General features: G+C 69.2%; 22 protein-coding genes. 7 read left to right on the top strand and 15 right to left on the bottom strand.

Annotated features, from left to right (window positions below; genetic code table 11):
- Positions 1-27: 27 nt before the first annotated feature.
- The 11 genes from WDC82_RS21235 to WDC82_RS21285 all read right to left on the bottom strand — a co-directional run bounded on the left by WDC82_RS21235 (position 28) and on the right by WDC82_RS21285 (position 13,208).
- Positions 28-342, bottom strand: coding sequence for a 2Fe-2S iron-sulfur cluster-binding protein (locus WDC82_RS21235; protein ID WP_340119410.1), 315 nt, complete (start codon positions 340-342; stop codon positions 28-30).
- A complete protein-coding gene (locus WDC82_RS21240; protein ID WP_340119411.1) occupies positions 339-1,370 on the bottom strand; it encodes an NAD(P)/FAD-dependent oxidoreductase in 1,032 nt (343 codons plus the stop codon). Before WDC82_RS21240 ends, WDC82_RS21235 begins: the two co-directional genes overlap by 4 nt.
- Before the next feature lie 46 nt (positions 1,371-1,416).
- A complete protein-coding gene (locus WDC82_RS21245; protein ID WP_340119412.1) occupies positions 1,417-2,001 on the bottom strand; it encodes an amino acid synthesis family protein in 585 nt (194 codons plus the stop codon).
- A 251-nt stretch (positions 2,002-2,252) separates the two neighbouring features.
- Positions 2,253-2,840, bottom strand: a complete 588-nt coding sequence (locus WDC82_RS21250; RefSeq protein ID WP_340119413.1) for an amino acid synthesis family protein — start codon at positions 2,838-2,840, stop codon at positions 2,253-2,255.
- 20 nt (positions 2,841-2,860) lie between these two features.
- A complete protein-coding gene (locus WDC82_RS21255) occupies positions 2,861-3,766 on the bottom strand; it encodes a UPF0280 family protein (protein ID WP_340119414.1) in 906 nt (301 codons plus the stop codon).
- Positions 3,766-5,280, bottom strand: coding sequence for a 6-hydroxynicotinate reductase (locus WDC82_RS21260; protein WP_340119415.1), 1,515 nt, complete (start codon positions 5,278-5,280; stop codon positions 3,766-3,768). Before WDC82_RS21260 ends, WDC82_RS21255 begins: the two co-directional genes overlap by 1 nt.
- Before the next feature lie 28 nt (positions 5,281-5,308).
- On the bottom strand, positions 5,309-8,068 hold the full coding sequence (locus WDC82_RS21265) for a molybdopterin cofactor-binding domain-containing protein (protein WP_340119416.1): 2,760 nt from the start codon (positions 8,066-8,068) through the stop codon (positions 5,309-5,311).
- Entirely contained in the window at positions 8,069-8,932 is an 864-nt protein-coding gene (locus WDC82_RS21270) for a xanthine dehydrogenase family protein subunit M (RefSeq protein ID WP_340119417.1), read from the bottom strand.
- A gap of 892 nt (positions 8,933-9,824) precedes the next feature.
- Positions 9,825-11,735, bottom strand: a complete 1,911-nt coding sequence (locus WDC82_RS21275) for a TRAP transporter fused permease subunit (RefSeq protein ID WP_340119418.1) — start codon at positions 11,733-11,735, stop codon at positions 9,825-9,827.
- 106 nt (positions 11,736-11,841) lie between these two features.
- Positions 11,842-12,807, bottom strand: a complete 966-nt coding sequence (locus tag WDC82_RS21280; RefSeq protein ID WP_340119419.1) for a TAXI family TRAP transporter solute-binding subunit — start codon at positions 12,805-12,807, stop codon at positions 11,842-11,844.
- Positions 12,804-13,208: a hypothetical protein gene (locus tag WDC82_RS21285; RefSeq protein ID WP_340119420.1), complete on the bottom strand. Its 405-nt coding sequence runs from the start codon at positions 13,206-13,208 to the stop codon at positions 12,804-12,806. The genes WDC82_RS21280 and WDC82_RS21285 overlap by 4 nt, the downstream gene beginning before the upstream one ends.
- A gap of 179 nt (positions 13,209-13,387) precedes the next feature.
- On the opposite strand from WDC82_RS21285, the gene WDC82_RS21290 reads away from it, so the two are divergent.
- Positions 13,388-14,119, top strand: coding sequence for a GntR family transcriptional regulator (locus WDC82_RS21290; RefSeq protein ID WP_340119421.1), 732 nt, complete (start codon positions 13,388-13,390; stop codon positions 14,117-14,119).
- On the top strand, positions 14,116-15,480 hold the full coding sequence (locus tag WDC82_RS21295) for an acyclic terpene utilization AtuA family protein (protein ID WP_340119422.1): 1,365 nt from the start codon (positions 14,116-14,118) through the stop codon (positions 15,478-15,480). Before WDC82_RS21290 ends, WDC82_RS21295 begins: the two co-directional genes overlap by 4 nt.
- 44 nt (positions 15,481-15,524) lie before the next feature.
- Here the strand turns inward: WDC82_RS21295 and WDC82_RS21300 are convergent, their stop codons facing one another.
- Positions 15,525-17,108, bottom strand: coding sequence for a winged helix-turn-helix domain-containing protein (locus WDC82_RS21300; RefSeq protein ID WP_340119423.1), 1,584 nt, complete (start codon positions 17,106-17,108; stop codon positions 15,525-15,527).
- A gap of 243 nt (positions 17,109-17,351) precedes the next feature.
- Here WDC82_RS21300 and WDC82_RS21305 point away from each other — a divergent pair, with 243 nt between their 5' ends.
- The 5 genes from WDC82_RS21305 to WDC82_RS21325 are packed head-to-tail and all read left to right on the top strand — an operon-like array spanning position 17,352 to position 20,930.
- A complete protein-coding gene (locus WDC82_RS21305) occupies positions 17,352-18,101 on the top strand; it encodes an SDR family oxidoreductase (RefSeq protein ID WP_340119424.1) in 750 nt (249 codons plus the stop codon).
- Between the two features lie 28 nt (positions 18,102-18,129).
- Positions 18,130-18,570 (top strand): hypothetical protein, encoded by a 441-nt coding sequence (locus WDC82_RS21310; RefSeq protein ID WP_340119425.1) that lies wholly within the window; start codon positions 18,130-18,132, stop codon positions 18,568-18,570.
- Between the two features lie 41 nt (positions 18,571-18,611).
- Positions 18,612-19,583 carry an MBL fold metallo-hydrolase gene (locus WDC82_RS21315; protein WP_340119426.1) on the top strand — a complete coding sequence of 324 codons (972 nt, stop codon included), beginning with the start codon at positions 18,612-18,614 and terminating at the stop codon, positions 19,581-19,583.
- Positions 19,584-19,621: 38 nt separating this feature from the next.
- A complete protein-coding gene (locus WDC82_RS21320) occupies positions 19,622-20,077 on the top strand; it encodes a carboxymuconolactone decarboxylase family protein (protein ID WP_340119427.1) in 456 nt (151 codons plus the stop codon).
- Positions 20,078-20,120: 43 nt separating this feature from the next.
- A complete protein-coding gene (locus WDC82_RS21325) occupies positions 20,121-20,930 on the top strand; it encodes an SDR family oxidoreductase (RefSeq protein WP_340119428.1) in 810 nt (269 codons plus the stop codon).
- A 49-nt stretch (positions 20,931-20,979) separates the two neighbouring features.
- On the opposite strand, the gene WDC82_RS21330 is transcribed toward WDC82_RS21325, so the two are convergent.
- From WDC82_RS21330 to WDC82_RS21340, 3 genes are read right to left on the bottom strand one after another with little or no spacing between them, the layout of a single operon-like run.
- Positions 20,980-21,396, bottom strand: coding sequence for a Fur family transcriptional regulator (locus WDC82_RS21330; protein ID WP_340119429.1), 417 nt, complete (start codon positions 21,394-21,396; stop codon positions 20,980-20,982).
- A complete protein-coding gene (locus WDC82_RS21335; protein ID WP_340119430.1) occupies positions 21,393-22,250 on the bottom strand; it encodes a metal ABC transporter permease in 858 nt (285 codons plus the stop codon). Before WDC82_RS21335 ends, WDC82_RS21330 begins: the two co-directional genes overlap by 4 nt.
- Before the next feature lie 37 nt (positions 22,251-22,287).
- Positions 22,288-23,064: an ATP-binding cassette domain-containing protein gene (locus WDC82_RS21340; protein WP_370661571.1), complete on the bottom strand. Its 777-nt coding sequence runs from the start codon at positions 23,062-23,064 to the stop codon at positions 22,288-22,290.
- Positions 23,065-23,086 lie beyond the last annotated feature (22 nt).

Consider the following 23,086-nt stretch of genomic DNA (forward strand, 5'->3'; position numbering starts at 1 on the left):
TCAATCCTTGCTCGATCCCGATACCCGTCAGTCCCAATCCGGGGCCACGGTGACTTCCAGGCCGTCCAGTTCCGGCGTCAGCAGCACCTGGCAGGAGAGCCGCGAGTTGGTCTCCACCTCGAAGGCCTCATCCAGCATGGCGATCTCCTCGTCGCTCGGCGCCGGCAGCTTGGCGAACCACTCCGGCGCGATGTAGACGTGGCAGGTGGCGCAGGCGCAGCAGCCGCCGCATTCGGCACGCACGCCCAGGTCCTCGTCGGTCAGTACCACCATCAGCGTGTCGCCCTGGTGGAAGGTCAGCTCGTGCTTGCCGCCGTCGCGATCCGTTACCTTTACCTTCATGCCACCTTCAGCCTCTGCTGCAGTTCGCTGGAAGAGGTCGTGTACTGGAAGCGCAGCTTCTTGTCCGGGTGGACGTAGTGGAAGGCCTGCTGCGCCATCAGCGCCGCCTCGTGGAAGCCGGAGAGTATCAGCTTCAGCTTGCCGGGATAGCTGTTGATGTCGCCGATGGCGAAAATCTGCGGCACCGAGGTCTCGAACTTCTCGGTGTCCACGGCGATGAGGTTCTCGGTGAGGTTCAGCCCGAAGTTGGCGATCGGCCCCAGCTTCATGGTGAGGCCGTAGAACGGCAGCAGGGTGTCGCAGGGCTCGACCCACTCGCCCTGCTCCGGCGACTTCAGCTTCACCCCGCTGAGCTTGCCGTCCGCGCCTTCCAGACCGGCGATCTGCGCGACCTGGAACTTCACCTTCCCGGCGTCGGCCAGCGCGTGCATCTTCTCCACCGAATCCGGCGCGGCGCGGAAGTCCGGGCGACGGTGCACCAGGGTGACGCTGGCGGCGATGGGCTGCAGGTTCAGCGTCCAGTCCAGCGCGGAGTCGCCGCCGCCGGCGATCAGCAGGTGCTTGCCGCGGAAGGTCTCCATCTTGCGCACCGCGTAGTAGACCGATGAGTCTTCGTACGCCTCGATGCCGGCGATGGGCGGCTTCTTGGGCACGAAGCTGCCGCCGCCGGCCGCCACCACGATGACCGGCGCCTCCAGTTCCATGCCGAGGTCGGTGGTCAGCAGCCAGTGGCCGTTGTTCAGCTTCTCCAGCTTCTCGGCCATCTGACCCAGATGGAATTGCGGCTCGAAGGGCGCGGCCTGCTGCATCAGGCGGTCGACCAGCTCGCCGCCGGTGACGATGGGCAGCGCCGGAATGTCGTAGATCGGCTTTTCCGGGTAGAGCTCGGCGCACTGGCCGCCCGGCTTGTCGAGGATGTCCACCAGGTGGCACTTGAGGCCCAACAGGCCGAGCTCGAAGACGGCGAAGAGGCCGACCGGCCCGGCGCCGACGATCACCACGTCGGTGGTAAGGCGTTGCTCCGTCATGCCGCTCGTCCCCTTCCCAAAACCTTCGTTCGGCCCAATGGGCCGCTCAACGCAAACCGTCTTCGCCCTTGACCTCGGCGGTGGTGAGCCCGCCCACGCGCGGCAGCGGGCGGCCGGAATCGGTCACCGCGATGGCGACCACGATCTCGCCGCGGCGCGGCGCGTCCGGCACGCGCACTTCCATGCCGTCGAAGTGACTGCGCACGTAAGCGGCGTCCTTGTGGCCCAGCGGCACGTCGATGGCGCTGCCGATGCCGCCCATCTTCTTGGACGAGGGCACCAGGGCCGCGCCCTTTTCCACCGCCTGGCGCAGCGGCTTGCCCATGCGCGGGTGCAGCAGCGCGGCGGCATGTTCCAGCTCGCCACCCTCGCCGACGATGGCCGCCTTGCCGTAGCTCTCGATCTTGGAAGGCGCGACGCCGAGCGCCGCAACCGCCTTCTCGCCCAGCAGCCCGCCCAGCTCCTCGCCGATCTGCATGAGCACCTCCAGGTCGGCCTCGTAGCGGTCGGCGAAGGGATTGGCGATCACCGCCAGCGCTGCGGCGCGGCGCGTCGGCGGCGCGATCTCGCGCCCGGCTTCCTGCATCGTCTCCTCGACGACGGTCACGATCTTGCGAATTTTCACGGTCATCCCAACGTCCCCGTCCTACGAATTCTGCGCTTCTTGACCTACCATACACCGCTGTCGTCCCGGGGCTTGACCCCGGGACCCATTGGCGCTTGCCAAGGGCGACGCACCCGCCCTCTTTGCTCCCGTGCCAGCCGCACGCTCCGAAGCCACCTTCTCCAAGCCACACTTGACGGCGCGGGCATTGGGTCCCGGGATCAAGTCCCGGGACGACATCCCTTTTGCGGAGGGAGCAGCGAAGCAAACGGCAGTCCTCATCGGAGCCCGTCCTCCCCCTTGATGTCTTCGGCGCGCAGTCCGCCCATGCGGTCGTGCACGCGCCCGCCGGTGGTCATCGCCAGGATGAGCACCAGCTCGTCGGCCTCCGGCGCGCCGGGCACGCCCACTTCGATGGCGTTGAAGTGCCCGCGCACATAGGAAGCGTTGATGTGGGTGATCGGCACGTCGATGCGCGCGCCGAGGCCGCCGACCTTCTTCGCCGAGGGCACGATGGCTTTGGCGTCGCCCAGCAGCTCGCGCATGGCATAGCCGCCGGGCACATGCCAGAGGGCGCCGTGCTCCAGCTCGCCGGCGCCGCCGACGATGGCGGCCTTGCCGAAACCCGAAACGGCATCACCCTCGGAACTCTTGGTGAGGGCGTCGATCAGCCGCCGCGCCAGGGTGAGACCCAGCGGATTCAACTCTTCCATGAAGGGCTGCAGCACTTTGACGTAGCGCCCGGCGAAGGGATTGGCGATCACCGCCGCGATGGCGCCGACCTTCAGCGGCTTCGACACCGGCGGGCCGCCTTCGTGGAAGATCTCCTCCACCGTGATCTGCACCTTGCGTACCTCTACCGCCACGAAGACATTCCTCTCTGGATCTAGGCTGCTGTCGGAAGCGGTGCCGGCAGCAGGCCGCTTCCCTCTCTATCGACCATCACCGCCTCGCCGCGCAGGAACAGTACCGCGGCCTCGATGAGCCCCGCCGCCTGCATTCGCCGCGCTTCGGCTTGCCCGCGCACCAGCGCCGCCGCGATCTCGTCGCGCGTCAGCGCACCGACGGAAACGGTGACCGGCCGCGCCCCCAGGTCGCTGTCGGGATCGAGCTCCGACGCCGGGCGGCGTTCGATGGCGGGATGTTCCGGCAGGTCGACCGCGTTGGCGATGAGGGTGGCCGCCACGTCGGCTTCGGCGGCCGCGCGCGCAAAGACCGTCACCGCGTCGGCAATGCCCAGCGAGAAGCTGCGCCCGCCGTCCTTGAGGGTGGCGCGGCCCGAGGTCGCGATGCCGCGCACCGGGATGTCATGGGAAATGACCGCCCTTCCGTTGAGCCGCGGATCGCGAACCTCCGCCACCAGCCCGCAGGCCAGCGTCTCCCCGGGCGCCAGATGAAGGGCGATGTCGCCGCCGTCGTTCACGTAGGCGCGGCTGAGGTCCGCCGCCGCTGTCATCGCCGCCAGCACGTGGTCGGCCACCGCACCGGCCACGGCCGCCATGGGCGTTACGAAAACGCTTTGGTGCGCCGCGCAAGCCGCCCCCATGCGGCGCGCCACCGGGCCCCGCAGCACCGCCGCGCCTACGGGCTTGCGCAAACCGTCCAGCTCGGCCACCAGTCCCGGCAGCACGTCATGGAAGCAGGTCGCCGCCGCGTCGTAGGCGCGGCGCCGCTCCGTGCGTTCCCCAAAGGCCTCGACGATGAGGTCGATGGGGCCTTCCTGCAGGTGCAGGCGGCCGTCCGGAAGGTCGCGGCGGAAGAGACTGGGCCTGGGACTGCTGTAGGGGGGCATCAGAAACCGGCCTTCTTGAGGGGCGACAGCGGCCAGGGGTTCTCCGCCTTCCAGTCGGTCATGCGGATACGCTCTCCGGTGCCACGCTCCTTCAGCACGACCTCCAGCGGTTTCACCGAAGCCATGTGGCCGCCCAGCTCGGCATAGATCTGATGCGGCATGGTGAACTCGATGGGCCCGACGATGGCCGGTGTCGGCACGTACCCAAACGCATTGTCCGGCATATCCAGCACGTCGACCATGATGGTGATGCCGCCGCCGGGCCAGACATAGGCCGGCGCGCCGCCGGCGGTGACCCGTGTCAGCGCATCCTTCACCGAGCGTGTCAGGCGCACCGGGTTCTCGGTCGCCCCGGCGCGCAGGCTGCCGCCGGCGCCGGCCATGAACAGCACGGAGGTCAGCGCCGGCTCGCAGTTCTCGCCGATGCGGTCGACGACCAGCTGCACCGCCGCCGGCATCGCCGCTTCCTGGGGCTTCAGGTCGTCGTCCAGCTCGAACCAGGCGGCATGCTCGCCGGTGGTGCTGACCATCAGCAAGCGCAGGCCCGGCCAGGCGGTCTTGGGGTCGACCTTCTCGATGATGGAAAGCGGATCGCTGATGTTGGTGCCGCCCCAGCCGGTGCCCGGCTCGGCGACCTGGAAGTAGCGGCCCGGCGTCGAACGCCGTCCGCGCACCCGGATACCGCTCGCCTTCATGTCGAGGAACTTGCCGGCCTGGTGCTCGGTCAGCACGCCGGTGATGTGGTCGTCCACCACGATCACCTCATCGACGTGGCCGACCCACTGCTGGGCGAAGATGCCGATGGTGGCCGAGCCGCAGCCGACGCGCATGCGCTCTTCGGTGATCCCGTTGATGACCGGCGCCTTGCCGGCCTGGATGGTGAGTTCCGCGCCGCCGTCGATGGTGAGTGCCACCGCCTGCTTGTTGCAGAGGTCCAGCATCATCTGGCAGGTGACGTTGCCTTCCTTCTTGCTGCCGCCGGTGAGATGGCGCACGCCGCCCAGCGCCAGCATCTGCGAGCCGTATTCCGCCGTCGTCACATGGCCGACCTGCTCACCCTCGCAGCGCACGGCGGCCTGCTCCGGGCCCAGGTGGCGGTCGGTGTCGATCTTCACCTTCACGCCGCAGTAGCTGAAGATGCCCTCGGTCACCACGGTGACCATGTCGACGCCTTCCACTTTGGACGAGACGATGAAGGGTGCCGGCTTGTAGTCGGGATAGGTGGTGCCCGCGCCGATGCCGGTGACGAAGGCTTCCGAACTCTGCACCAGGCTGCCGTCCCACTCGCTGCCCGCACCCTCGGTGGCGAGGAAAGGCACCATGTCCTGGGAGCGTTCCGCCGCCTGGCGCGCCAGCAGGAAGGGGTCCATCCGCACCAGGGCGTTCTCGACGTTGCCGTAGCGCCCGCAGGCGCCCGTCTTGCCGGGGCGGATGCGGCACAGCACCGGACAGGCATCGCAGACCACGATGTCGTCGCCGGCGCTCTTGCGTTCCTTCAGGTCCGCTTCGCTCATCGCCCTGCCGTCCTCAGCCCTGCCGTCCTCAATAGACACCATGCGCGCGCAGCGCCGCCAGCAGCCGCGCGGGCGTCGCCGGCGCGACCGTCGGGCGCACGCCCGTCGCCTGTTCGATGCCGCCGAAGATCGCCGGCGCCGTCGCGATCAGCGAGTGCTCGCCGACGCCCTTGGCGCCGTAGGGGCCCAGCGGCTCCGGGTCCTCGACCAGGATGGAGACGATCTCCGGCATGTCGCCGACGGTCGGGATCAGGTAGTCGTGCAGGTTCTCGGTGCGCCCGGGGAGGTACTCCTCCATCAGCGCCAAACCGAGGCCCTGCGCGATGCCGCCGTGGATCTGGCCCTCCACCAGCGTCGGATTCACCGCGCGGCCGACGTCGTGGGCCGCGGCCATGCGCAGCACCTTCACCGCGCCGAGGTCGAGGTCGACCTCCACTTCGGCGATCTGCGCGGCGAAGCCGTACGTTGCGTATGGGCTGCCTTGGCCGTTGGCGTCCAGCTTGCCGGTCGGCGGGTCGAAAGTGCCCGTCCCGCACAGCACGTCGCCGCGCGAATCTTCTTCCAGGGTGGCGAGATGGATCTCGTGCACCACCCCGCCGTCGCGCACCAAGAGCTTGCCGTCGTGAAGGTCAAGCCGCGCATCCTCGCCGGCGTTGGCGAGGCGCAGAATCTGCTGCCTGAGGTCGCGCCCGGCCAGCTCCGAGGCCTTGCCGGAAATGAAGGTCTGACGCGAGGCGGAGGTCTTGCCGGCATCGGCCGTCAGCGCCGTGTCGCCCATCACGATGGTCATGGCCTCCACCGGCAGGCCCAGCGCGTCGGCGGCGATCTGCGCCATCACCGTGTTGGAGCCCTGGCCGATGTCGACGGCGCCATTGTAGAGCGTCAGCTTGCCCGCGCGGTCCAGCGCAACCGACTGGGTCGAGGGGTTGGACATCGAGGTGTTGCCGCAGCCGTACCACACGCAGCCGATGCCGACGCCCCGCCGGCGACGCCGGCCACTTTCGTTGAAGTCCTGCGCCGCCTTGCGCCATGCCTGCCAATAGGGCCTGAGTTCGTCGAGGCACTGCGGCAGCCCGGCCGAATGCTCCAGCACCTGGCCCGTCGCCGTCGCGTCGCCGGCGCGGATCGCGTTCACCGCGCGGAACGCCAGCGGGTCCATGCCGAGCTGCGCGGCGAGATCGTCCATCAGCGCCTCGTGCGCCAGCGCCGACTGCGGCACGCCAAAGCCGCGGAAAGCGCCCGCCGGCGGCGCGTTGGTGAAGCGCCCGGCCGAGCGTGCCAGCACGTTCGGCACTTTATAAGGGCCGCTGCAGTGCACCGGCACGCGGTCGGCCACCGTCGGTCCCCAGGAGGCATAGGCGCCGGTGTCGAAGTCGCCGTCAAAGACGATGGCGGTGAGCTTGCCATCCGCGTCGCAGCCGGCGCGGGCGCGCACGCGCGAGGCATGGCGCTTGGTGGTCGAGGCCATGGACTCCGGGCGCGTGTACTCGCAGCGCACCGGGCGATCCAGAATCCAGGCCGCCAGCGCGATCAGCGGATGCAGCGAGAGGTCCAGCTTGCCGCCAAAGCCGCCGCCGCAGGCCGAGGGCACGATGCGCACCTTGTCCTTCGGCAGGCCCATGACCAGGGCCGTCTCGTCGCGATCCATGTAGGGCGACTGCGTCGTCACCCAGATCTCCAGCGAATCACCTTTCCGCTCCGCGTAGCCGGCTTCCGGCTCGATGTAGGCGTGCTCGATGAAGGGCGTCGCGCTCTCCGCCTCGGCCTTGACCGGGCTGGCGGCCAGCGCCGCCTCGGCGTCGCCCTTGTTCACGAAGCCGCGCGCCAGCAGGTTCGAGTCCTTGTCCTGTTGAACGAGGGGTCCGTCGTCACGGCCGAAGTCGGTGATCGCCTCTTCGGCGGTCCACGCAATCGGCAGATCGGCGTCGCTCACGGCCCAGACCGCCTGGCGGGTGCCGACCAGCGCCAGCACCGCCTCGCCGCGGTAGCGCACGACGCCGTCGGCCAGCACCGGCTGGTCCTTGATGTGGGGATAGACGCCGAAGCACTTGTTGCCCGGCACATCGGCGGCGGTGAGGATGCGCTCCAGGCCCGGGGTCCGGGCCACCACGGCGTCGAGGTCGCCGAGGGTGAAGCTTGCCCGCGCGTGAGGCGCGCGGATGACGCGCAGCCACAGCGCTTCGGCCGGCGCCTTGTCCGCGCCGTAGAGTTCGCCGCCCGTCACCTTGGCGTGGCCGTCGGTCTTGACGACGCGCGCGCCCACATAGGTGTCCGGCGGGAGGTCGGTAACGGCGGCGCCGGCACCGGCGGCCGCGCAGACCGCCTCGACGATCTTCTGGTAGCCGGTGCAGCGGCACAGCACGCCGCCGAGGGCATCCTGCACCTCCTCTTTCGTCGGCCGGGCGACCCGCTTCAGCAGCGACGTCGCCGCCATCAGCATGCCCGGCGTGCAGATGCCGCACTGGGCGGCGCCGTAATCGAGGAAAGCCTGCTGCAGGCGCTGCGTCTCAGCGTCGTCGGCAAGGCCTTCAACCGTGGTGATGTTGTGCCCGGCCGCCTGGGCGCAGGACATCAGGCAGGCACACATCTGCTCGCCGTCGACCAGCACCGTGCAGGCGCCGCAGTCGCCGGCATTGCAGCCGACCTTGGTGCCGGTGAAGCCGAGACCGTAGCGCAACGCATCGCTGAGGCGCTCCAGCGGATCGGCGGCCAGCGTCGCCGGCCTGCCGTTGAGGGTGAAGGCGATCTCCTGGCTTACCCCGCCGCCGCTCTTCAGGGCCCCATCCATTCAGGCACCTTCCTGTTGCAGCAGCAGCGCATCGAGGCCGCGGCGGATCAGCGCCACCGCCGCCTCGCGGCGGTAGCCCGCGGTGCCGCGGATGTCGTCGATCGGCGCCAGCGGATCCAACTGCTCCTCGCCGATGCGCGCGCGCAGGTCTTCGTCGAAGGGCTGGCCGGTCAGCGCCCCCTCCACCGCCGGCAGGCGGTGGGCGCGCGCGGCGCAGGAGCCGACGGCGACCCGCGCCTTCACCACGGTGCCGTCCTCGTCGAGATCGACCAGCAAGGCCACCATGACGATGGAGATGACGAGGTACTTGCGCGCGCCCAGCTTCAGAAAGGCGCTGCGCGATCGCGTCGAAAACGCCGGAATGTGGAGTGCCGTCAACAGCTCGTCGGCGCGCTTGGCGGTCTTGCGGTTGCCGAGGATGAAGTCGTCCAGCGCCAGGCGCCGGCTGCCGCCCTGCGACGTCAGCTCGACTTCGGCGTCCATCGCCAGCAGCGGCGGCACGCCGTCGGCCGCCGGCGAGGCGTTGCAGAGGTTGCCGGCCAGGGTGCCGGCGTTCTGGATCTGCACGCCGCCCACTTCGCGCGCCGCCTGCTTCAGCGCCGTGAACAGCGGCGGCAGCGGCGCGCGCAGCACGTCGCTCCAGGTGGTCAGCGCGCCGATGCGAAAACCCTCGGCGGTTTGCGTAATGCCGCGCAGGCCGTCCAGGGCGGTGATGTCGAGAATGCGGTCGTCGGCGGCGAGGCCCGGGGCGCGGCCGACGCGCGCGGGATAGAAGTCGGTGCCTCCGGCGAGGACCGTGCAGCGACCGTCCGCCAGCGCGGCGACGGCGTCTTCAAGCCCTTCTGGGCGAAGATAAGACCCCACCTGTCGAACTCCCCTGTCCTCATGAGTTCGTGTCTTTATTTTTGTTTAGTATGCAAGATAAAGCACCGCTGTCAATCGCCACCGGCGATGGCGAGCCGACAACATGCGTCGTAAGAGCACGTATTTTCTGGGGATAACGGGAGAATTTCGACCTGCCGCGCCCGCCACCGCGCCACCGCTACCGATTTACTTTGCATACAAAATTATTGTGGACGGAGGCCACACGCCGTCGTCGCAGGCCAACGACTTCGCACCCTTGAAAATGCCGCCTTCTGTGGCACCACGGTCCTCGTCCTTCGAGACGGCCGCTCCGCGGCCTCCTCAGGATGAGGACCTATTTTCTGTGGAAACAGCAGGGAAACCGCCGGCTTAAACTCAAGCCTCATCCTGAGGAGGGCCGCCAGGCCCGTCTCGAAGGACGAGGCGTCCGTCCACCCCCCAGGAAATCGCCACAAAAAGAATGCCCGGGGGCGAGGATGGCTTGGGGTCTCGCTCCCGGGCAGGCTTTTCGGATGGATAATGTTTTGGTCTGAAAAGGCTTTCTCGAAGAAAGTCCTTCACGGATCAGATGATGGCGTAGACCACCATGAGCACGGCCCAGACCGCGAGACCGGCAAGGAAGTGGTCTACCGTTACCCCTGAAGACGTCTCGTTGGTATCGCCAAACATGATCGCTTCCCTCTCGGTGGGCACCGGCCGTCCATACTGTCTGCGGCTGCGGTGGCTTTGCTCTCCTGAGAAAGAACATAGGATGGCCCCGCCGAAAGCGGTGTGCAGAACCCCACACTTCCAAGACAATAGCCGGCAACCCGTTGGAAACGCTCAGAAAGATTCTGCGGAATTTCGCGGTTTTGGGGGTTGCGGGGCCTTTTTCGGGCCGCGGGGGGTGCCCTCAAGGGGCTCCCGTCGAGGTCCCGGGGACCGCCTGGGGGGCCGTTGGCGAGGCCACCTTCGGGCGGCTGAACGGCCGTCCCCAGACGGCGCCCAGAAGGGTCAGGGCGATCGCCGCCCCAAGCGCGATTTCGGAGGGCACGATGGCGAGCACGGCGGCCGGCAGGTAAAGCGCCGCCGCCAGCCATCGGCTGTCGCGGATGCGCGTTCCGGCAAGCAGCAGCGAGGTGGCGAACACCAGCGTCGCCCCCGAGAGCACGGCCTCGGCAATCTGCCACGGGCTGCCCGACCACAGCATTCCCGGGTAGGAGAGGAACATGAAGGGAATGATGTAGGTGACGATGCCCAGGCGCACGGCGTTGACCGCGGCGGGCCACCAGTCGGTCTTGGCGATGGAGGCGGCCACGAAAACCGCGATGCAGACCGGCGGCGTGATCACCGAAATGGTCGCGTAGTAGAAGACGAACATGTGCGCGACCAGCGGCTCGACATCGATGGCGATGAGCGCCGGTGCCATGACGGCGGCCACCAGGACGTAGGCCGCGGTCGTGGGAATGCCCATGCCGAGCACCAGGCAGGCCAGCGCGACGATCAGTCCGACGAGGAAGAGATGCTCGCCGCCGACCGCGACGGTCAGCGAGGAGAGCGTGACCCCGACCCCGGTGAGGTTGATCAGCGAGACCAGGATCTGTGCGCCGGCCAGCATCAGGGCGATGATGACGATGCCGTTGCCGGCCTCGACCAGGCTGTCGAGCAGGGCGCGCAGGGTCGCCAGGGGCTTGCGGCGCGCGACGATGTCGCCGATCACGAAGGGCACCACCGCACAGACCACGCCGAAGGCGGCCGAGAAGGCCACCGAACGGCCGGCGATCAGCATCCACAGCAGGCCGCCCAGGCCGCCGATCACCGGCAGCAGGCGGACCGGATGCAGGGCGGTCTTCGCCGAGGGGATCTCCTCCGGCGGCACGAAGCCGATGTTCTTGCGCAGGGCGATGAGGTGGATGGTGGTGAAAAGCCCGGTGTAGAACAGCGCGGCCGGAATCAGCGCCGCCAGCGCGATGCGCAGGTATTCCGTGCCGATCATCTCCGACATGATGAAGGCGGCGGCGCCGAGGATGGGCGGCGTGATCTGCCCGCCGGTCGAGGCCACCGCCTCCACCGCCGCGGCGAAGGGCGCCGGATAGCCGATGCGCCTCATCAGCGGAATGGTCATGGTGCCGGTGGTCGCGACGTTGGCGACGGCGCTGCCGTTCACCGTGCCGAAGGAGGCCGAGGCGACGGTCGCCATCTTGGCGGCGCCGCCGACCGAGCGCCCCGAGACCAGCAGGGCTAGATCCATGAAGGTCTGGCCGCCGCCGGTGTGCAGCAGCACCGCGCCGAACAGCACGAAGGCGGCGATGATGGTGGCGGCGATGCCGGTGAGCGATCCCCAGACACCGATGTCGGTCAGCAGGATGGTCTCGGTCACGAACCAGATGTCGTAGCCGCGGTGGCCGAGACGCCCGGGAATCAGGTGGCCGAAGAAGACGTAAGCGAGGCCGATGGCGACGAGGATGGGAAAAGCGAGACCGACGGTGCGCCGCGCCAGTTCCAGCAGGGTGAAGACCAGCACGGCGGCCAGGGCGATGTCGATCGGCCCCGCCGTCGGCAGCGACGTCATGATGGTCTCGGCGTTGACCGCCACGTAGACGCAGGCCGCCGTCGTCGCGGCCCAGAGGCAGAGGTCGACGGCCAGGCCGAGCTTCGCGGCGGCGCCCGAGAGCTTCAGCGGATAGGCGAGAAAGCCCAGGGAGACGACGAGCGCCACCATGACGGAGCGCTGGATGAGGGCGTCGAAGGCCCCGGCCGCGGCCGTATAGAGAATGAACAGGCCGATCGCCAGGGCGACGGCCCGCCGCAGGTTGTCACGCATCACCACACACCTCTGCACGGCCCCATCGGCGGCCGGGTCGGCGGCCCGATCGGCGACCCAATCGGCGGCCGGGGCCGATCGCCCCCGGCCGCCGCCGGTTCACGGCTCAGCTGCTGGGCAGCAGGCGTTCCGGGATCTCGACGCCGATCTCCCGGTAGTAGCGCACCGCGCCCGGGTGCAGCGGGATGGTCGAGAGCTCCATGGTCATCGTGGGCAGGTCGCTTCCCTTGAGGCCGGAGAAGGCGGCCGCCTGCGCCGTCTGGTCTTCGACCACCGCCTTGGTGATCTGATAGGCGGCTTCTTCGTCGAGGTCCGCCTGGGCGACCGCCGCCACGCCGAAGGCCCAGGTCTTGTAGGCCGGATAGCCCTCACCGGCCTGGCCGTCGGCCACGTCGACCACCGAGAGATTGGGAAATTCCGCGCGCAGCTTGTCGGCCTGCGCGTCGCTCAGCCCGACGATGGAGATCGGCGTCAGGGTCGCGATGTCGATGCTGGAGGCGTCGAGGCGCTTGCCGGAGCCGCTCTTCACGTAGCCGATGACGCGGTTGTCCTTGATCTGGTTGACGACGTCGCCGGTCGATCCGCGCGCCCAGTCGGGCTCGATGCCGAGCAGCGAGAACACCTTTTCGGCCGTCGCCTCGGTGGCCGAGCCGCTGATGCCGGGATTGAACGTCTTGCCGGCGAGATCCTCCAGCGACGCGATGCCCGCGTCCTTGCGCACGACGACGTTCTGCGGCGCCGAGGCATAGACCCACAGCATCAGCGGCTGGTAGGCCTTGCCCTCGAACTCGCCGCGGCCGTTGAACACGTCGTAGGCAACATTGGTGGTGACGAGGCCGAGATCGACCTGGTCGCGCTGCAGGCGGCGCAGGTTGTCCAGTGTCGCGCCCGTCTCGACCACGTTGGCCTCGACGCCTTCGACCTTCTCGTTGATCAGCTTGGAGACGGCGACGAAATAGCCGTAGTGGCTCGACGACGCCGAGGTGGTGCCGATGGCGAGCTTCTGGGTCTGCGCGGCGGCCGGCGTGGCCAGCACCGCTGCCGCCAACAGGGCCGTTGCGATCTTCTTCATGTCAGTCCTCCCATTTTTTGCTTGGTTTGATGAAGGGCGCCCGCCGTCTCGCCCGGCCGTTCGGGCAGCAGTTCGGCGGGAACGTCGATTTCGAGGGAAAGCAGGCGGAACGAGGCGGTCTTGCCGTGGCTGTCGAGCGCCAGCGCCGCGTTGACGCCGCCTTCCAGCGCATCGTCCAGCACGAAGTTGAGCGCCATGAGCCTGGGCAGTTCGTAGCGTCGCACGGCGGTCACGCCGCGATGGCGGAACAGCGCGTGGACGCGCTCTTGCGTGACTTCGCGCAGGATCACGGGCCAGGCTTCCGGCCGGTAGGCGATCACGGAGATGTTCTGGCGATTGCCCTTGTCGCCCGAGCGCGCGTGGGCGATCCGGTGCAGGGCGGCCCGCACGAGGCCACTCATGCCGCGCGCCGCGCGCATCGCTGCCGCATGACGCCGGCACCCTGTTGCGGGCAACGCGTTCTCACGTCCATGGCTTTCCTCCCGTCCTCAACCTCGGAAAAATTATCGATAATGTCAACGATAATTGTATCGGGCATCGTTTCCGGCTAGATTGGCGTCATGAGCGGAGCAGCCAGATCATGACGAGAGCGATTGCCGGAAGCGGTGCCGCGGACGCAGAGGGCCGGCGCCAGCCGCAGGGCTGGAGCCAGGTCTACGAGGTCCTGCAGATGGACCTCATGCTGGGCCGCCTCCATCTGCGCGAACGCCTGGTGGAGGACGACCTCATCCTGCGCTTCGACGCCACGCGGCATGCCGTCCGGCGCGCGCTCGACGAGCTGGAAAAGGAAGGCCTTGTGCTTCGCCAGCCGAACCGCGGCGTGCGGGTGCGCGACTTCACCCAGGAAGAAGTCGAGAACCTCTACGAGATTCGCGATGCGCTGGAGACCCTGGCCGCCTCGCGCGTGACGCTGCCGGCGCCCCCCGGATTCGTCGAGGAGCTGAAAACGCTCGCCGCGGCGCATGAACAGGCGTCGAACGCACAGCGCTATGTCGAGGTCTTCCGGATGAACAACGCCTTTCACGAAAGGCTTTACGCCGGCGCGGGCAACCCGGAGCTGGCGGCCGCCATAAAGCACTATTCGCTGATGACCCAGCCGATCCGCAGCCGCGGATTCGCCGACGATCAGCTGCGCCAGATCGCGATCCGCGAGCACTGGCAGATGGTCGACGCCATCGAGCGGGGCGACTCCACGCGGCTCGTGGAGCTCTGCCGCGCCCATATCCGCTGGCCGAAGGAGTTCTACCTGCGCGCCAACAGCCCGGCCGATGCCGAGACCGGCGCCGCCCGCCGCGAGGCCTCCGTCCTATGACCTACCGCATCGGCTCCGGGGCCGGCTTCTCGGGCGACCGCATCGATGCGGGGCTGCCGGTGGTCGAAGCGATCGCCGCGGCCGGCAACGGCGGCGCCATCATCTTCGAGACCATCGGCGAGCGCACGCTGGCGCTCGGCCACCTGGCGCGCCGGCAGGATCCGGCGCTGGGCTACGAGCCGCTGCTCGCCGACTACCTGAGACCCATCCTCAGGATCTGCGCCGAGCACGACATCGTCATCGTCGGCAACTTCGGCTGCGCCAACCCGCGCGCCGCCGCGGCGGTGATCGCCGGGCTGGCCCGCGAGCTCGGCCTGCCGCCCCTGCGCATCGCCACCGTCGACGGCGACGACGTGCGCGACCGCATCAATCTGGCAACCGAGGATCTCTGGGACGGCGATGCCGGCCTGCCGCCGCCGGCGGGCGAAATCGTCTCCGCCAACGCCTATCTCGGCGCGGCGGCCATCGCGGAGGCTGTCACCGACGGCGCCCAGGTCGTGGTGACCGGCCGGGTCGCCGATCCGGCGCTGGCGCTCGGCCCCCTGGTCGCGCACTTCGGTTGGGCCTGGGATGATCTCGACCGCATTGCCGCCGGGACCCTGGTGGGCCATCTGCTGGAGTGCGGGTCGCAGGTCACCGGCGGCTACTTCGCCGACCCGGGCTTCAAGGACGTGCCGCGGCCCGAGGCCATCGGCTTTCCCATCGCCGAGGTCGAGGCCGACGGCAGCTTCGTCATCACCAAGCCGCCCGCCACCGGCGGCCTCGTCGATCTGCGCACGGTGAAGGAGCAGCTGCTCTACGAGATCCACGATCCCGCGGCCTATCTCACCCCGGACGTTACCCTCGACATTACCGGGGTGGAGATCGCCCAGGCGGGGCCCGACCGGGTGCGCGTCAGCGGCGCGCGCGGCCATGCGGCACCGGCGCGGCTGAAAGCGACCGTCGGCTTTCTGGGCGACTGGTTCGGCGAGAGCGAGATCTCCTATGCCGGCCCCAATGCCCTGGCGCGCGCCCGGCTCGCCGCCGAGGTGATCGGCAAACGCCTCGACCTGCGCGGCCTCGACCTGCGCCGGCGCATCGACCTCATCGGCCTCAGCAGCGCCTTCGACGACGACGCCGGCAGCCTGCGCGACAGCCCCCAACCCCACGCGCCCGATGCGGCCCAGGACCTGCGGCTGCGCCTCGCGGTCGCCGGGCCGGACAAGGCCGCGGTGGAAGGCGCGCTGCAGGAAGTGCTGGCGCTCTACTGCTGCGGGCCCGCCGGCGGCGGCGGCCAGCGCAGCCGCGTCACCCGCCGCATCGAGACGCGCTCCTACCTCGTCCCGCGCGAAGCCGTCGAGACAACCTACAGCCTCACATAGAGAGCCGTCCGGCATCGAGCATGCGGGGCGGGGGCGGGCCGGCTTCACGCCGGCAAGCCCGCCTTCTTCAAGCCATCTTCCAGAGTTGCCAGATCCTCCGGGCGGCGCAGCAGAACCCAATGCTTGAGATTGGAGACGCGCCGTGCGGGATCGAGCTGGCGCAGGTGGTGCAGCGCCCGCTGCGCCTCCGCCGTCCGGCCTGCGAGCCCGTGGCTGGCGGCGAGGATGCCGGCAGCCAACGAAAAGGACGGCAGGTCCCGGAAAGCCTTCTCCGCCCACGAGACGGCAGCGTCGAAGCGACCGGCCAGCAGATGGGCCATGGCCGTGCCGGTCTGCATGCGGACCATCTCCGGATCCAGCGGGCTCAGGCGCATGGCGCGCGCGAAGCGCGCGATGGCATCGTCATGGTCGCCCCGGGCGATTCGCTGGAAGCCGCTCAGGTACCAGGCGGCAGAGAGGTTGGGGTCGAGCACCAGCGCCCTGTCCAGGAGGGCGATGCAGGCATCCAGATCACCGCCGAAATGGCCAAGCGCGTGCCCGCCTCTCGTGAGCGCGACCGCGTCGTTCCTGCCGAGTTCCACGGCCCGGCGAGCCAGCCTCGCCCCTTCCGCGGCCTCCTCCTGGCCGTCGGCCATCCAGCCGTTGAGCTTACGCCAGAAGTGGCACCACGCGGCCATCCCGTAGGCCGCCGCGAAATCGCTATCCAGGTCGACCGCCTTGTGGAACTGGACCAGGGCTTCTTCGACCTCTTCCCGGATTCCCTTGTGGAAGTGCGCCATGCCGCGCAGGTAGTAGTCGTAGGCGCCGAGGTTTTCGGTCTGCTTGCGCTGAGCGCGCTCGATCTCGGCGCGCTCCAGTTGCGGTGCGATCGCGCCGACGATGCTCGCGGCCATCTGGTCCTGCAGGTCAAAGATATCTTCGAGCGTGCCCTCGAAGCGCTCCGCCCAGATATGGGCGCCGGTCGTCGCATCGATCAGCTGTCCCGTGATGCGCACGCGCTTTTCAGCCTTGCGCATGCTGCCTTCCAGCACGTAGCGCACGCCAAGCTCGCGGCCCACCTGTTTCACGTCGACCGCACGGCCCTTGTAGGTGAAGCTGGAGTTGCGGGCGATGACGAACAGCCAGTGAATGCGGGACAAGGCCGCGATGATGTCCTCGACCACGCCGTCGATGAAGTAATCCTGCGTCGCGTCACCGCTGAGGTTCACGAGAGGCATGACGGCAAGCGAAGGCTTGTCGGGCAGCGCCGGCGCGTGGCGCTCTGCGGCCTCGGCAGAACCAGCCACGGGGCCGCTGGCCGTAGCGGGATCCGCCGGCCGCTCTTCCCGGACGTCGCCGACGAAGCGGAAGCCCTTGCGGGCGATGGTCCGGATCAGCCGCTGGTGCTGGCCGTTGTCGCCGATCGCCTTGCGTGCCGCGTTTATGTGGCTGGTCAGCGTCGATTCCGAGACGATCCGCCCCGCCCACACCGCATCGAGCAAGTCATCCTTGCTGACGACGTGCTCGCGATTGCGCACCAGGAAGAGCAGCAGGTCGAAGACCTGCGGCCCGACCGCGATCCCCTCGGCGCCGCGCGTGAGTTCCCGCCGTTCCGGATCGAGGCGGTAATCCTCGAATGCGTAGATCATTTGGACCCTCCCGCTTCGCCCCCGCAGGCCGCCGCCACACCAGCGCAGCAGGTGGACGCAGCCTGACTGTACAGGGCCGGGTTGTCTTGGACGATCATGACGCGGCGGCAGCAGCCCGAGTGGACTTCTTGGACAGATAATCAGGCGAAACTCCTTCGCATTTCAAGGCCGGTGCAAGGACGTCCGGTCACCCCTGCGCCATCCTCCGCCCCAGCGAACACCGCAGTGGTTGGAGAAACAGAGATGAAAATCGTCGTCATCGGCGGCAGCGGCCTCATCGGAACCAAGCTCGTGAACAACCTTCGCGGGAAGGGGCACGACGTGGTGGCCGCGTCGCCCAACACCGGCGTGAACACCTTCACCGGGGAAGGTCTGGCCGCGGCGCTGATGGACACCCAGGTCGTCGTCGACGTGGCGAACGCGCCTTCCTTCGAGGACGAGGCGGTCATGACGTTCTTCAGGACCGCCGGCCGCAACCTGCTCGCGGCGGAGGCGGCCGCCGGCGTCGCGCACCACCTCGCCCTTTCGGTCGTCGGCACGGAGCGCCTGCTCGAGAGCGGCTATTTCCGGGCGAAGATGGCCCAGGAGGACCTGATCAAGGCCGCAGGGGTCCCCTACACGATCCTGCGCTCGACGCAGTTCTTCGAATTCGTCGACGGCATCGTCAAAGCGGGCACCGAGGGCGACGCGATCCGCCTGTCGCCGGCGCTCATCCAGCCGATCGCCTCCGACGACGTCGCCGCCGCCCTGGCCGAACTCACCGTCGCAGAACCATTGAACGCGACCGTCGAGGTGGCCGGCCCCGAGGCCTGCCCGCTCGACAGCTTCGCGCGCCAGTTCCTGGCCGCGCGCGGGGACGCGCGCAAGGTGATCGCCGACGTGCACGCCCGCTATTTCGGGGCGGCGCTGAACGACCGCTCGCTGACGCCCGGGGACAGCCCCCGCCTGGGCTCAATCCGCTTCGCCGACTGGCTCGGCCATGCCGTGTCCTAGGCCCATCGCCAGAACAGGGAGAAAGCTCATGACGACCTTCGAAAGCAACCGCGCGGCCCGTGCCGTCATCCTCCTCATGGTCGCGTTCAACGGCCTGCTCCTCTCCTTGAACGGCCTCTTCATGCTGATCGCGCCGCTGACCTGGTACGAGCTGGTGCCGGGGGTGACCGACACCGGCTTCTTCAACCAGCACTTCGTGCGCGACATCGGCATCATCCAGCTGATGCTGGGCGCCGCCTTCATCGTCGGCCTGGCGAAGCCGGAGCGCCGCATCGGCCTCTGGGCCGCCGCCACCCTGTGGCTCTCGGCGCACGCCCTCTTCCACTTCTGGGAAGTCGCTGCCGGCATCTGCGCGCCCTCTGCCATCCCGCGTGATTTCCCCGCCGTCACCCTGCCCGCGCTCATCGGCATCGCGCTCACCCTCTGGGCGATCCGCCGCGCCCGCGCCGGCCGGACCGCCTTCGCCTGAGATCCACCCGCCCCCTCCCTTCAAGCCACAGGAGAACGATCATGACCAAGCAGCAGAACGCCCTCGCCCGAAAGAATGAAAGCATGAACCCGGATCCCGCCGCCCAGCCCGGCCGGCCGGCGCCCGCCGGAGCGATGTTTGAGGAGCTGGTTCCGTCGCGCTATGCGCTGCGGATCGGCGAGATCGACGTGCTGGTGGTCAGCGACGGGGTGTTGCCCCTGCCGACCGCGACGCTGGCCACCAATGCCGACCCGGCCGTCCGGGCGGCCTGGTTCGCGGATATGTTCCTGCCGGCGGACGCCTTCGACTGGCCGCTGAACGTGCTGGTGCTGCGCAGCGGCGACCGCACCATCCTGGTCGATGCCGGACTGGGGGGCGAGTACCCGGGCTTCCCGCGCGCCGGGCAGTTCCCCCAGCGGCTGGAGGCCGCCGGCATCGACCTTGCGTCCGTGACCGACGTGGTGCTGACCCACATGCACATGGATCATGTCGGCGGGCTGCTGGTCGCCGGGATGAAGGACCGGCTGCGTGCGGACCTGCGCATTCACGTGGCGGCCGCCGAAGTCGAATTCTGGGCGGCGCCCGACTTCTCCCACACCGACATGCCGTCGCCGGTGCCGCCCGTGCTGCGCTCTGTCGCCAAGCGGTTCCTGAACACCTACTACAGCCATCTGCGCACCTTCGAGGAAGCGTTCGAGGTCGCGCCGGGGGTGGTCGTCTGCCGCACCGGCGGCCACACCCCCGGGCACAGCGTGGTCCACGTGGCCTCCGGCGGCGACCGGCTGACCTTTGCCGGCGACGCCATCTTCCCGGTCGGCTTCGACCATCCCGACTGGCACAACGGCTTCGAACACGACCCCGAGGAGTCGGTGCGCGTCCGCGTCGATCTGCTGCGCGAGGCGGCGGCGACCGGCGCGCTGCTGGTGGCCACGCATCTGCCGTTCCCCTCCGTCGGGCGGGTGGCGGTCGACGGCGACGCCTTCCGCTGGGTCGCGGCCTTCTGGGACTACTGACCGCCCTCACCCTTTCCTTCAAGCCACAGGAGACAACCATGACCACGCGCCTGAATTTCCTCGCCCGCAAGAACGGCGGCGTCGAGGCTCTCGTCGGCCTCGAGACCTGGCTGGCGGCCAACACCGACCCCAGGCTGCTCGCGCTGGTGCGCACGCGCGCCTCGCAGATCAACGGCTGCGCCTTCTGCCTGCACATGCACCGCGAAGAGGCCGTGAAGCTGGGCGAAACGGACAGCCGCCTGCTGCTGCTGGACGCCTGGCGGGAGTCCGGGCTCTACACCCCGCGCGAGCGGGCGGCACTGGCCTGGACCGAGGCCCTGACCCTGGTCACGCAGGACCACGCGCCGGACGCGGTCTACGAGAAAGCGCGCGCCGCCTTCACCGACGACGAGCTCATCGCGCTGTCTCTCGCCATCGGGGCGATCAACGTCTGGAACCGCCTGTCCATCGGCTTTCGCAACGAGCATCCGAAGGACCGCAGCCGGGCGGCGTGACCGCTCCCGCAATCTCACAACCCATGGCAGCATCAGGAAGATCATGTCCCCCCCTCTGAAAAACCCCACGTTCAAAGACCCCGGGTTCAAAGACCCCGCGTTCAAAGATAGGGTCGTCATCGTCACCGGCGGCAGTCCCGGCATCGGCCGGGCTGCCGCGCGGCACTTCGCCGCGGCGGGCGCGCGGGTCGTCATCACCGGCCGCCGCGCGGCCGCCCTCCACGAGGCCGCCGGCGATCATCCCAACATCGCCGCCGTCGTCGCCGACGCCGCGTCGCCGGAAGATGCCGCGCGCACCGTTGCCCAAGCCGTGGGGGCCGTCGAGGCCCACGGCGGCCTGGATGTGCTGGTGAACAACGCCGGGGCGGGCGCCCTCCTGCCGCTGGCCGATGCCACGGCCGGGCGGATCGAGAGCATCTTCGCCGTGAACGTGGTCGGGCCGAGCCTGCTCGCCACCGCCGCGCTGCCCCACCTGGTGAAATCAAAGGGCGCGATCGTCAACGTCTCCAGCACCTACGGCCGCAAGCCGGCGGCGGGACTGTCGCACTACGCGGCCAGCAAGGCGGCGCTGGAGCACCTGACCCGCTGCTGGGCCCTGGAGCTGGCGCCGCAGGGGGTGCGGGTGAACGCCGTCGCGGCGGGGCCGACGGAGTCCGGCGCCCTGACCGGCATGATGGGCCTCACGGCAGAGCAGGCCGCGGCCGTCGAGGCGCAGGAGCGCGAGGCGATACCGCTGAAGCGCCGCGGCAAGCCGGACGACGTGGCCCGCTGGATCCTCGCCCTGGCCGACCCGGCCGCCGACTGGATCACCGGCCAGATCATCGCCGCCGACGGCGGCCTGGGGCTGGCCTGACGGTCTGGCGAAGAGGGGAGTCCGATCCGCGGCAAGCCTCACCCCGCCCTCAGTGCCCTAGCCACTGCTTGCGGGTCTCCTTGCACTCGGCGCAGCGGCCGTGCAGTTCCACGATCGCGCTGTTGATCGTGAAGCCCTTGCTGTCGGCCTTGGCGTTCAGGCTGCTGTCGCGCGGCAGGGTGAATTCCCAGATCGTGCGGCAGTCGTCGCAGATGGCGAAGGCGACGATCTCGCTGTGATCGCCGTGGCGGCAGGCGACGAAGGCGTTGAGGCTCTCGATGCGGTGGATCAGGTCGCGCCGGGCCAGAACGCTCAGCGCGCGGTAGATCTGCGCCGGCGCGCGCAGCCCGGTGTCGCGCAGCTCGTCGAGCAGCTGGTAGGCGGTCATCGCCCGCCCCGCCTCGATGAGGCAATCGAGCACGATCGCCTGGTTGTGGGTCAGGTCCTCCGGCATCGCGATCGTCATGATGTCTCTCCGCCCCGCGCCTGCGCGCCCTTGTGGACGTTGCGCTGTGGCGCGCCGCCGCCCGGCCGCTGCCAGGCGAGGCCGGCGAGGCTCAGCAGGAACAGCAGCAGCGCCGCCACCACCACCGAGGGGCCTGACGGCGTGTCGAGCTCCAGCGAGCCGAAGAGGCCGAGCGCCACCGCGAGCGCGCCGATGCCGGCGGCGAGGAAGGCCATCCGCTCCGGCCCGCCGGCAAAGCGCCGCGCCGTCGCCGCCGGGATGACCAGCAGCGAGGTGATCAGCAGGATGCCGACGATCTTCATGGCGATGGCGATGACCCCGGCCATCAGCAGCATGAAGATGAGGCGCGCGCGCTCGGGCCGCAGCGCCTCGGCGGCGGCCAGCTCCTCGCTGACCGTCGAGGCCAGCAGCGGGCGCCAGACGGCGGCGAGGATCGCCAGCACCGCCGCGCCGCCGCCGTAGATGAGCGCGATGTCGACGCGCGAGACCGCCAGCAGGTCGCCGAAGAGATAGCTGAGCAGGTCGATGCGCACCCAGGCCATGAAGGCGACCAGCACCAGCCCCAGGGCCAGGGTCGAGTGCGAGAGGATGCCGAGCAGCGCGTCGGTGGGCAGCGCGCGCTGGCGCTGCAAGAGGAGGAGCGCGAAGGCGACCGCCGCGGTGATGGCGAAGACGCCCGCCGTGATGTGGATCTCCAGCAGCAGCGCCAGCGCCACGCCCAGCAGCGCCGAGTGCGCCATGGTGTCGCCGAAGTAGGCCATGCGCCGCCACACGATGAAGCAGCCCAGCGGCCCGGCCACCAGCGCCACGCCGATGCCGCCGACCAGCGCGCGGGTGAAGAAATCGTCAAGCATGGCAATCATCCGGCATGGAAGTCGTCAGGCATGGAAGTCATTCCGCATCGCCGGCCTTGTCCTGTGGGTGATGATGGTGGTGGTGGTGGTGATCTTGCACGACGGTGCCATCCTCAAGATGCACATGGTCGTGGTGGTGGCGGTAGATCGCCAGGGCGGCGGCCGCCTGTGCGCCGAACAGCTTGCGATAGGCCGGACTCTCGGTCACCGCCTGGGGCGTGCCGGAGCAGCAGACGTGGCCGTTGAGGCAGACCACGGTGTCGGTCTTGCCCATGACGATGTGGAGGTCGTGGGAGATCATCAGGATGCCGCAGCCCAGGCGCTCGCGGATGTCGTGGATCAGCTCGTAGAGCGCGATCTCGCCGGCGAAGTCGACGCCCTGCACCGGCTCGTCGAGCACCAGCAGGGCCGGGCGGCGGATGAGGGCGCGCGCCAGCAGGGCGCGCTGGAACTCGCCGCCGGAGAGCTGCTGCACCGGCGCTTGCGCCAGGTGCGCGATGCCGACCTCGCCAAGCGCGGCGTCGATCGCCGCCTTGCCGTGGCGCCCGGTCAGCGTCATCAGGCGGGTCACCGTCAGCGGCATGGTCCAGTCGACGGTCAGGCGCTGCGGCACGTAGCCGATGGTGAGGCCCGGGCGGCGCATCACCCGGCCCTCGCTGGCCGCCAGGATGCCCAGCAGCGCCTTCACCGTGGTGCTCTTGCCGCTGCCGTTGGGGCCGATCAGGGTGACGATCTCGCGCGGGCGGATCGCCAGGTCGACGCCGCGCACCAGCCAGTGGCCGCCACGCCACACGCCGATGTTGCTGGCCTCGATGAGCGGGGCCTCGAGGAGGGGT

The sequence above is a fragment of the Pelagibius sp. 7325 genome (genome assembly GCF_037652055.1).
In the GTDB taxonomy this organism is placed as follows: Bacteria; Pseudomonadota; Alphaproteobacteria; order Kiloniellales; family Kiloniellaceae; genus Pelagibius.

What these genes read in the sequence shown, in the direction of transcription:
- WDC82_RS21305 (WP_340119424.1), top strand. Translation starts at nt 17,352, where the DNA reads ATGAAAATCGTCGTCATCGGCGGCAGCGGCCTCATCGGAACCAAGCTC.
- WDC82_RS21235 (WP_340119410.1), bottom strand. Translation starts at nt 342, where the DNA reads ATGAAGGTAAAGGTAACGGATCGCGACGGCGGCAAGCACGAGCTGACC.
- WDC82_RS21240 (WP_340119411.1), bottom strand. Translation starts at nt 1,370, where the DNA reads ATGACGGAGCAACGCCTTACCACCGACGTGGTGATCGTCGGCGCCGGG.
- WDC82_RS21320 (WP_340119427.1), top strand. Translation starts at nt 19,622, where the DNA reads ATGACCACGCGCCTGAATTTCCTCGCCCGCAAGAACGGCGGCGTCGAG.
- WDC82_RS21245 (WP_340119412.1), bottom strand. Translation starts at nt 2,001, where the DNA reads ATGACCGTGAAAATTCGCAAGATCGTGACCGTCGTCGAGGAGACGATG.
- WDC82_RS21265 (WP_340119416.1), bottom strand. Translation starts at nt 8,068, where the DNA reads ATGGATGGGGCCCTGAAGAGCGGCGGCGGGGTAAGCCAGGAGATCGCC.
- WDC82_RS21285 (WP_340119420.1), bottom strand. Translation starts at nt 13,208, where the DNA reads ATGAGTGGCCTCGTGCGGGCCGCCCTGCACCGGATCGCCCACGCGCGC.
- WDC82_RS21310 (WP_340119425.1), top strand. Translation starts at nt 18,130, where the DNA reads ATGACGACCTTCGAAAGCAACCGCGCGGCCCGTGCCGTCATCCTCCTC.
- WDC82_RS21295 (WP_340119422.1), top strand. Translation starts at nt 14,116, where the DNA reads ATGACCTACCGCATCGGCTCCGGGGCCGGCTTCTCGGGCGACCGCATC.
- WDC82_RS21275 (WP_340119418.1), bottom strand. Translation starts at nt 11,735, where the DNA reads ATGCGTGACAACCTGCGGCGGGCCGTCGCCCTGGCGATCGGCCTGTTC.
- WDC82_RS21335 (WP_340119430.1), bottom strand. Translation starts at nt 22,250, where the DNA reads ATGCTTGACGATTTCTTCACCCGCGCGCTGGTCGGCGGCATCGGCGTG.
- WDC82_RS21315 (WP_340119426.1), top strand. Translation starts at nt 18,612, where the DNA reads ATGACCAAGCAGCAGAACGCCCTCGCCCGAAAGAATGAAAGCATGAAC.
- WDC82_RS21255 (WP_340119414.1), bottom strand. Translation starts at nt 3,766, where the DNA reads ATGCCCCCCTACAGCAGTCCCAGGCCCAGTCTCTTCCGCCGCGACCTT.
- WDC82_RS21325 (WP_340119428.1), top strand. Translation starts at nt 20,121, where the DNA reads ATGTCCCCCCCTCTGAAAAACCCCACGTTCAAAGACCCCGGGTTCAAA.
- WDC82_RS21290 (WP_340119421.1), top strand. Translation starts at nt 13,388, where the DNA reads ATGACGAGAGCGATTGCCGGAAGCGGTGCCGCGGACGCAGAGGGCCGG.
- WDC82_RS21330 (WP_340119429.1), bottom strand. Translation starts at nt 21,396, where the DNA reads ATGACGATCGCGATGCCGGAGGACCTGACCCACAACCAGGCGATCGTG.
- WDC82_RS21260 (WP_340119415.1), bottom strand. Translation starts at nt 5,280, where the DNA reads ATGAGCGAAGCGGACCTGAAGGAACGCAAGAGCGCCGGCGACGACATC.
- WDC82_RS21280 (WP_340119419.1), bottom strand. Translation starts at nt 12,807, where the DNA reads ATGAAGAAGATCGCAACGGCCCTGTTGGCGGCAGCGGTGCTGGCCACG.
- WDC82_RS21300 (WP_340119423.1), bottom strand. Translation starts at nt 17,108, where the DNA reads ATGATCTACGCATTCGAGGATTACCGCCTCGATCCGGAACGGCGGGAA.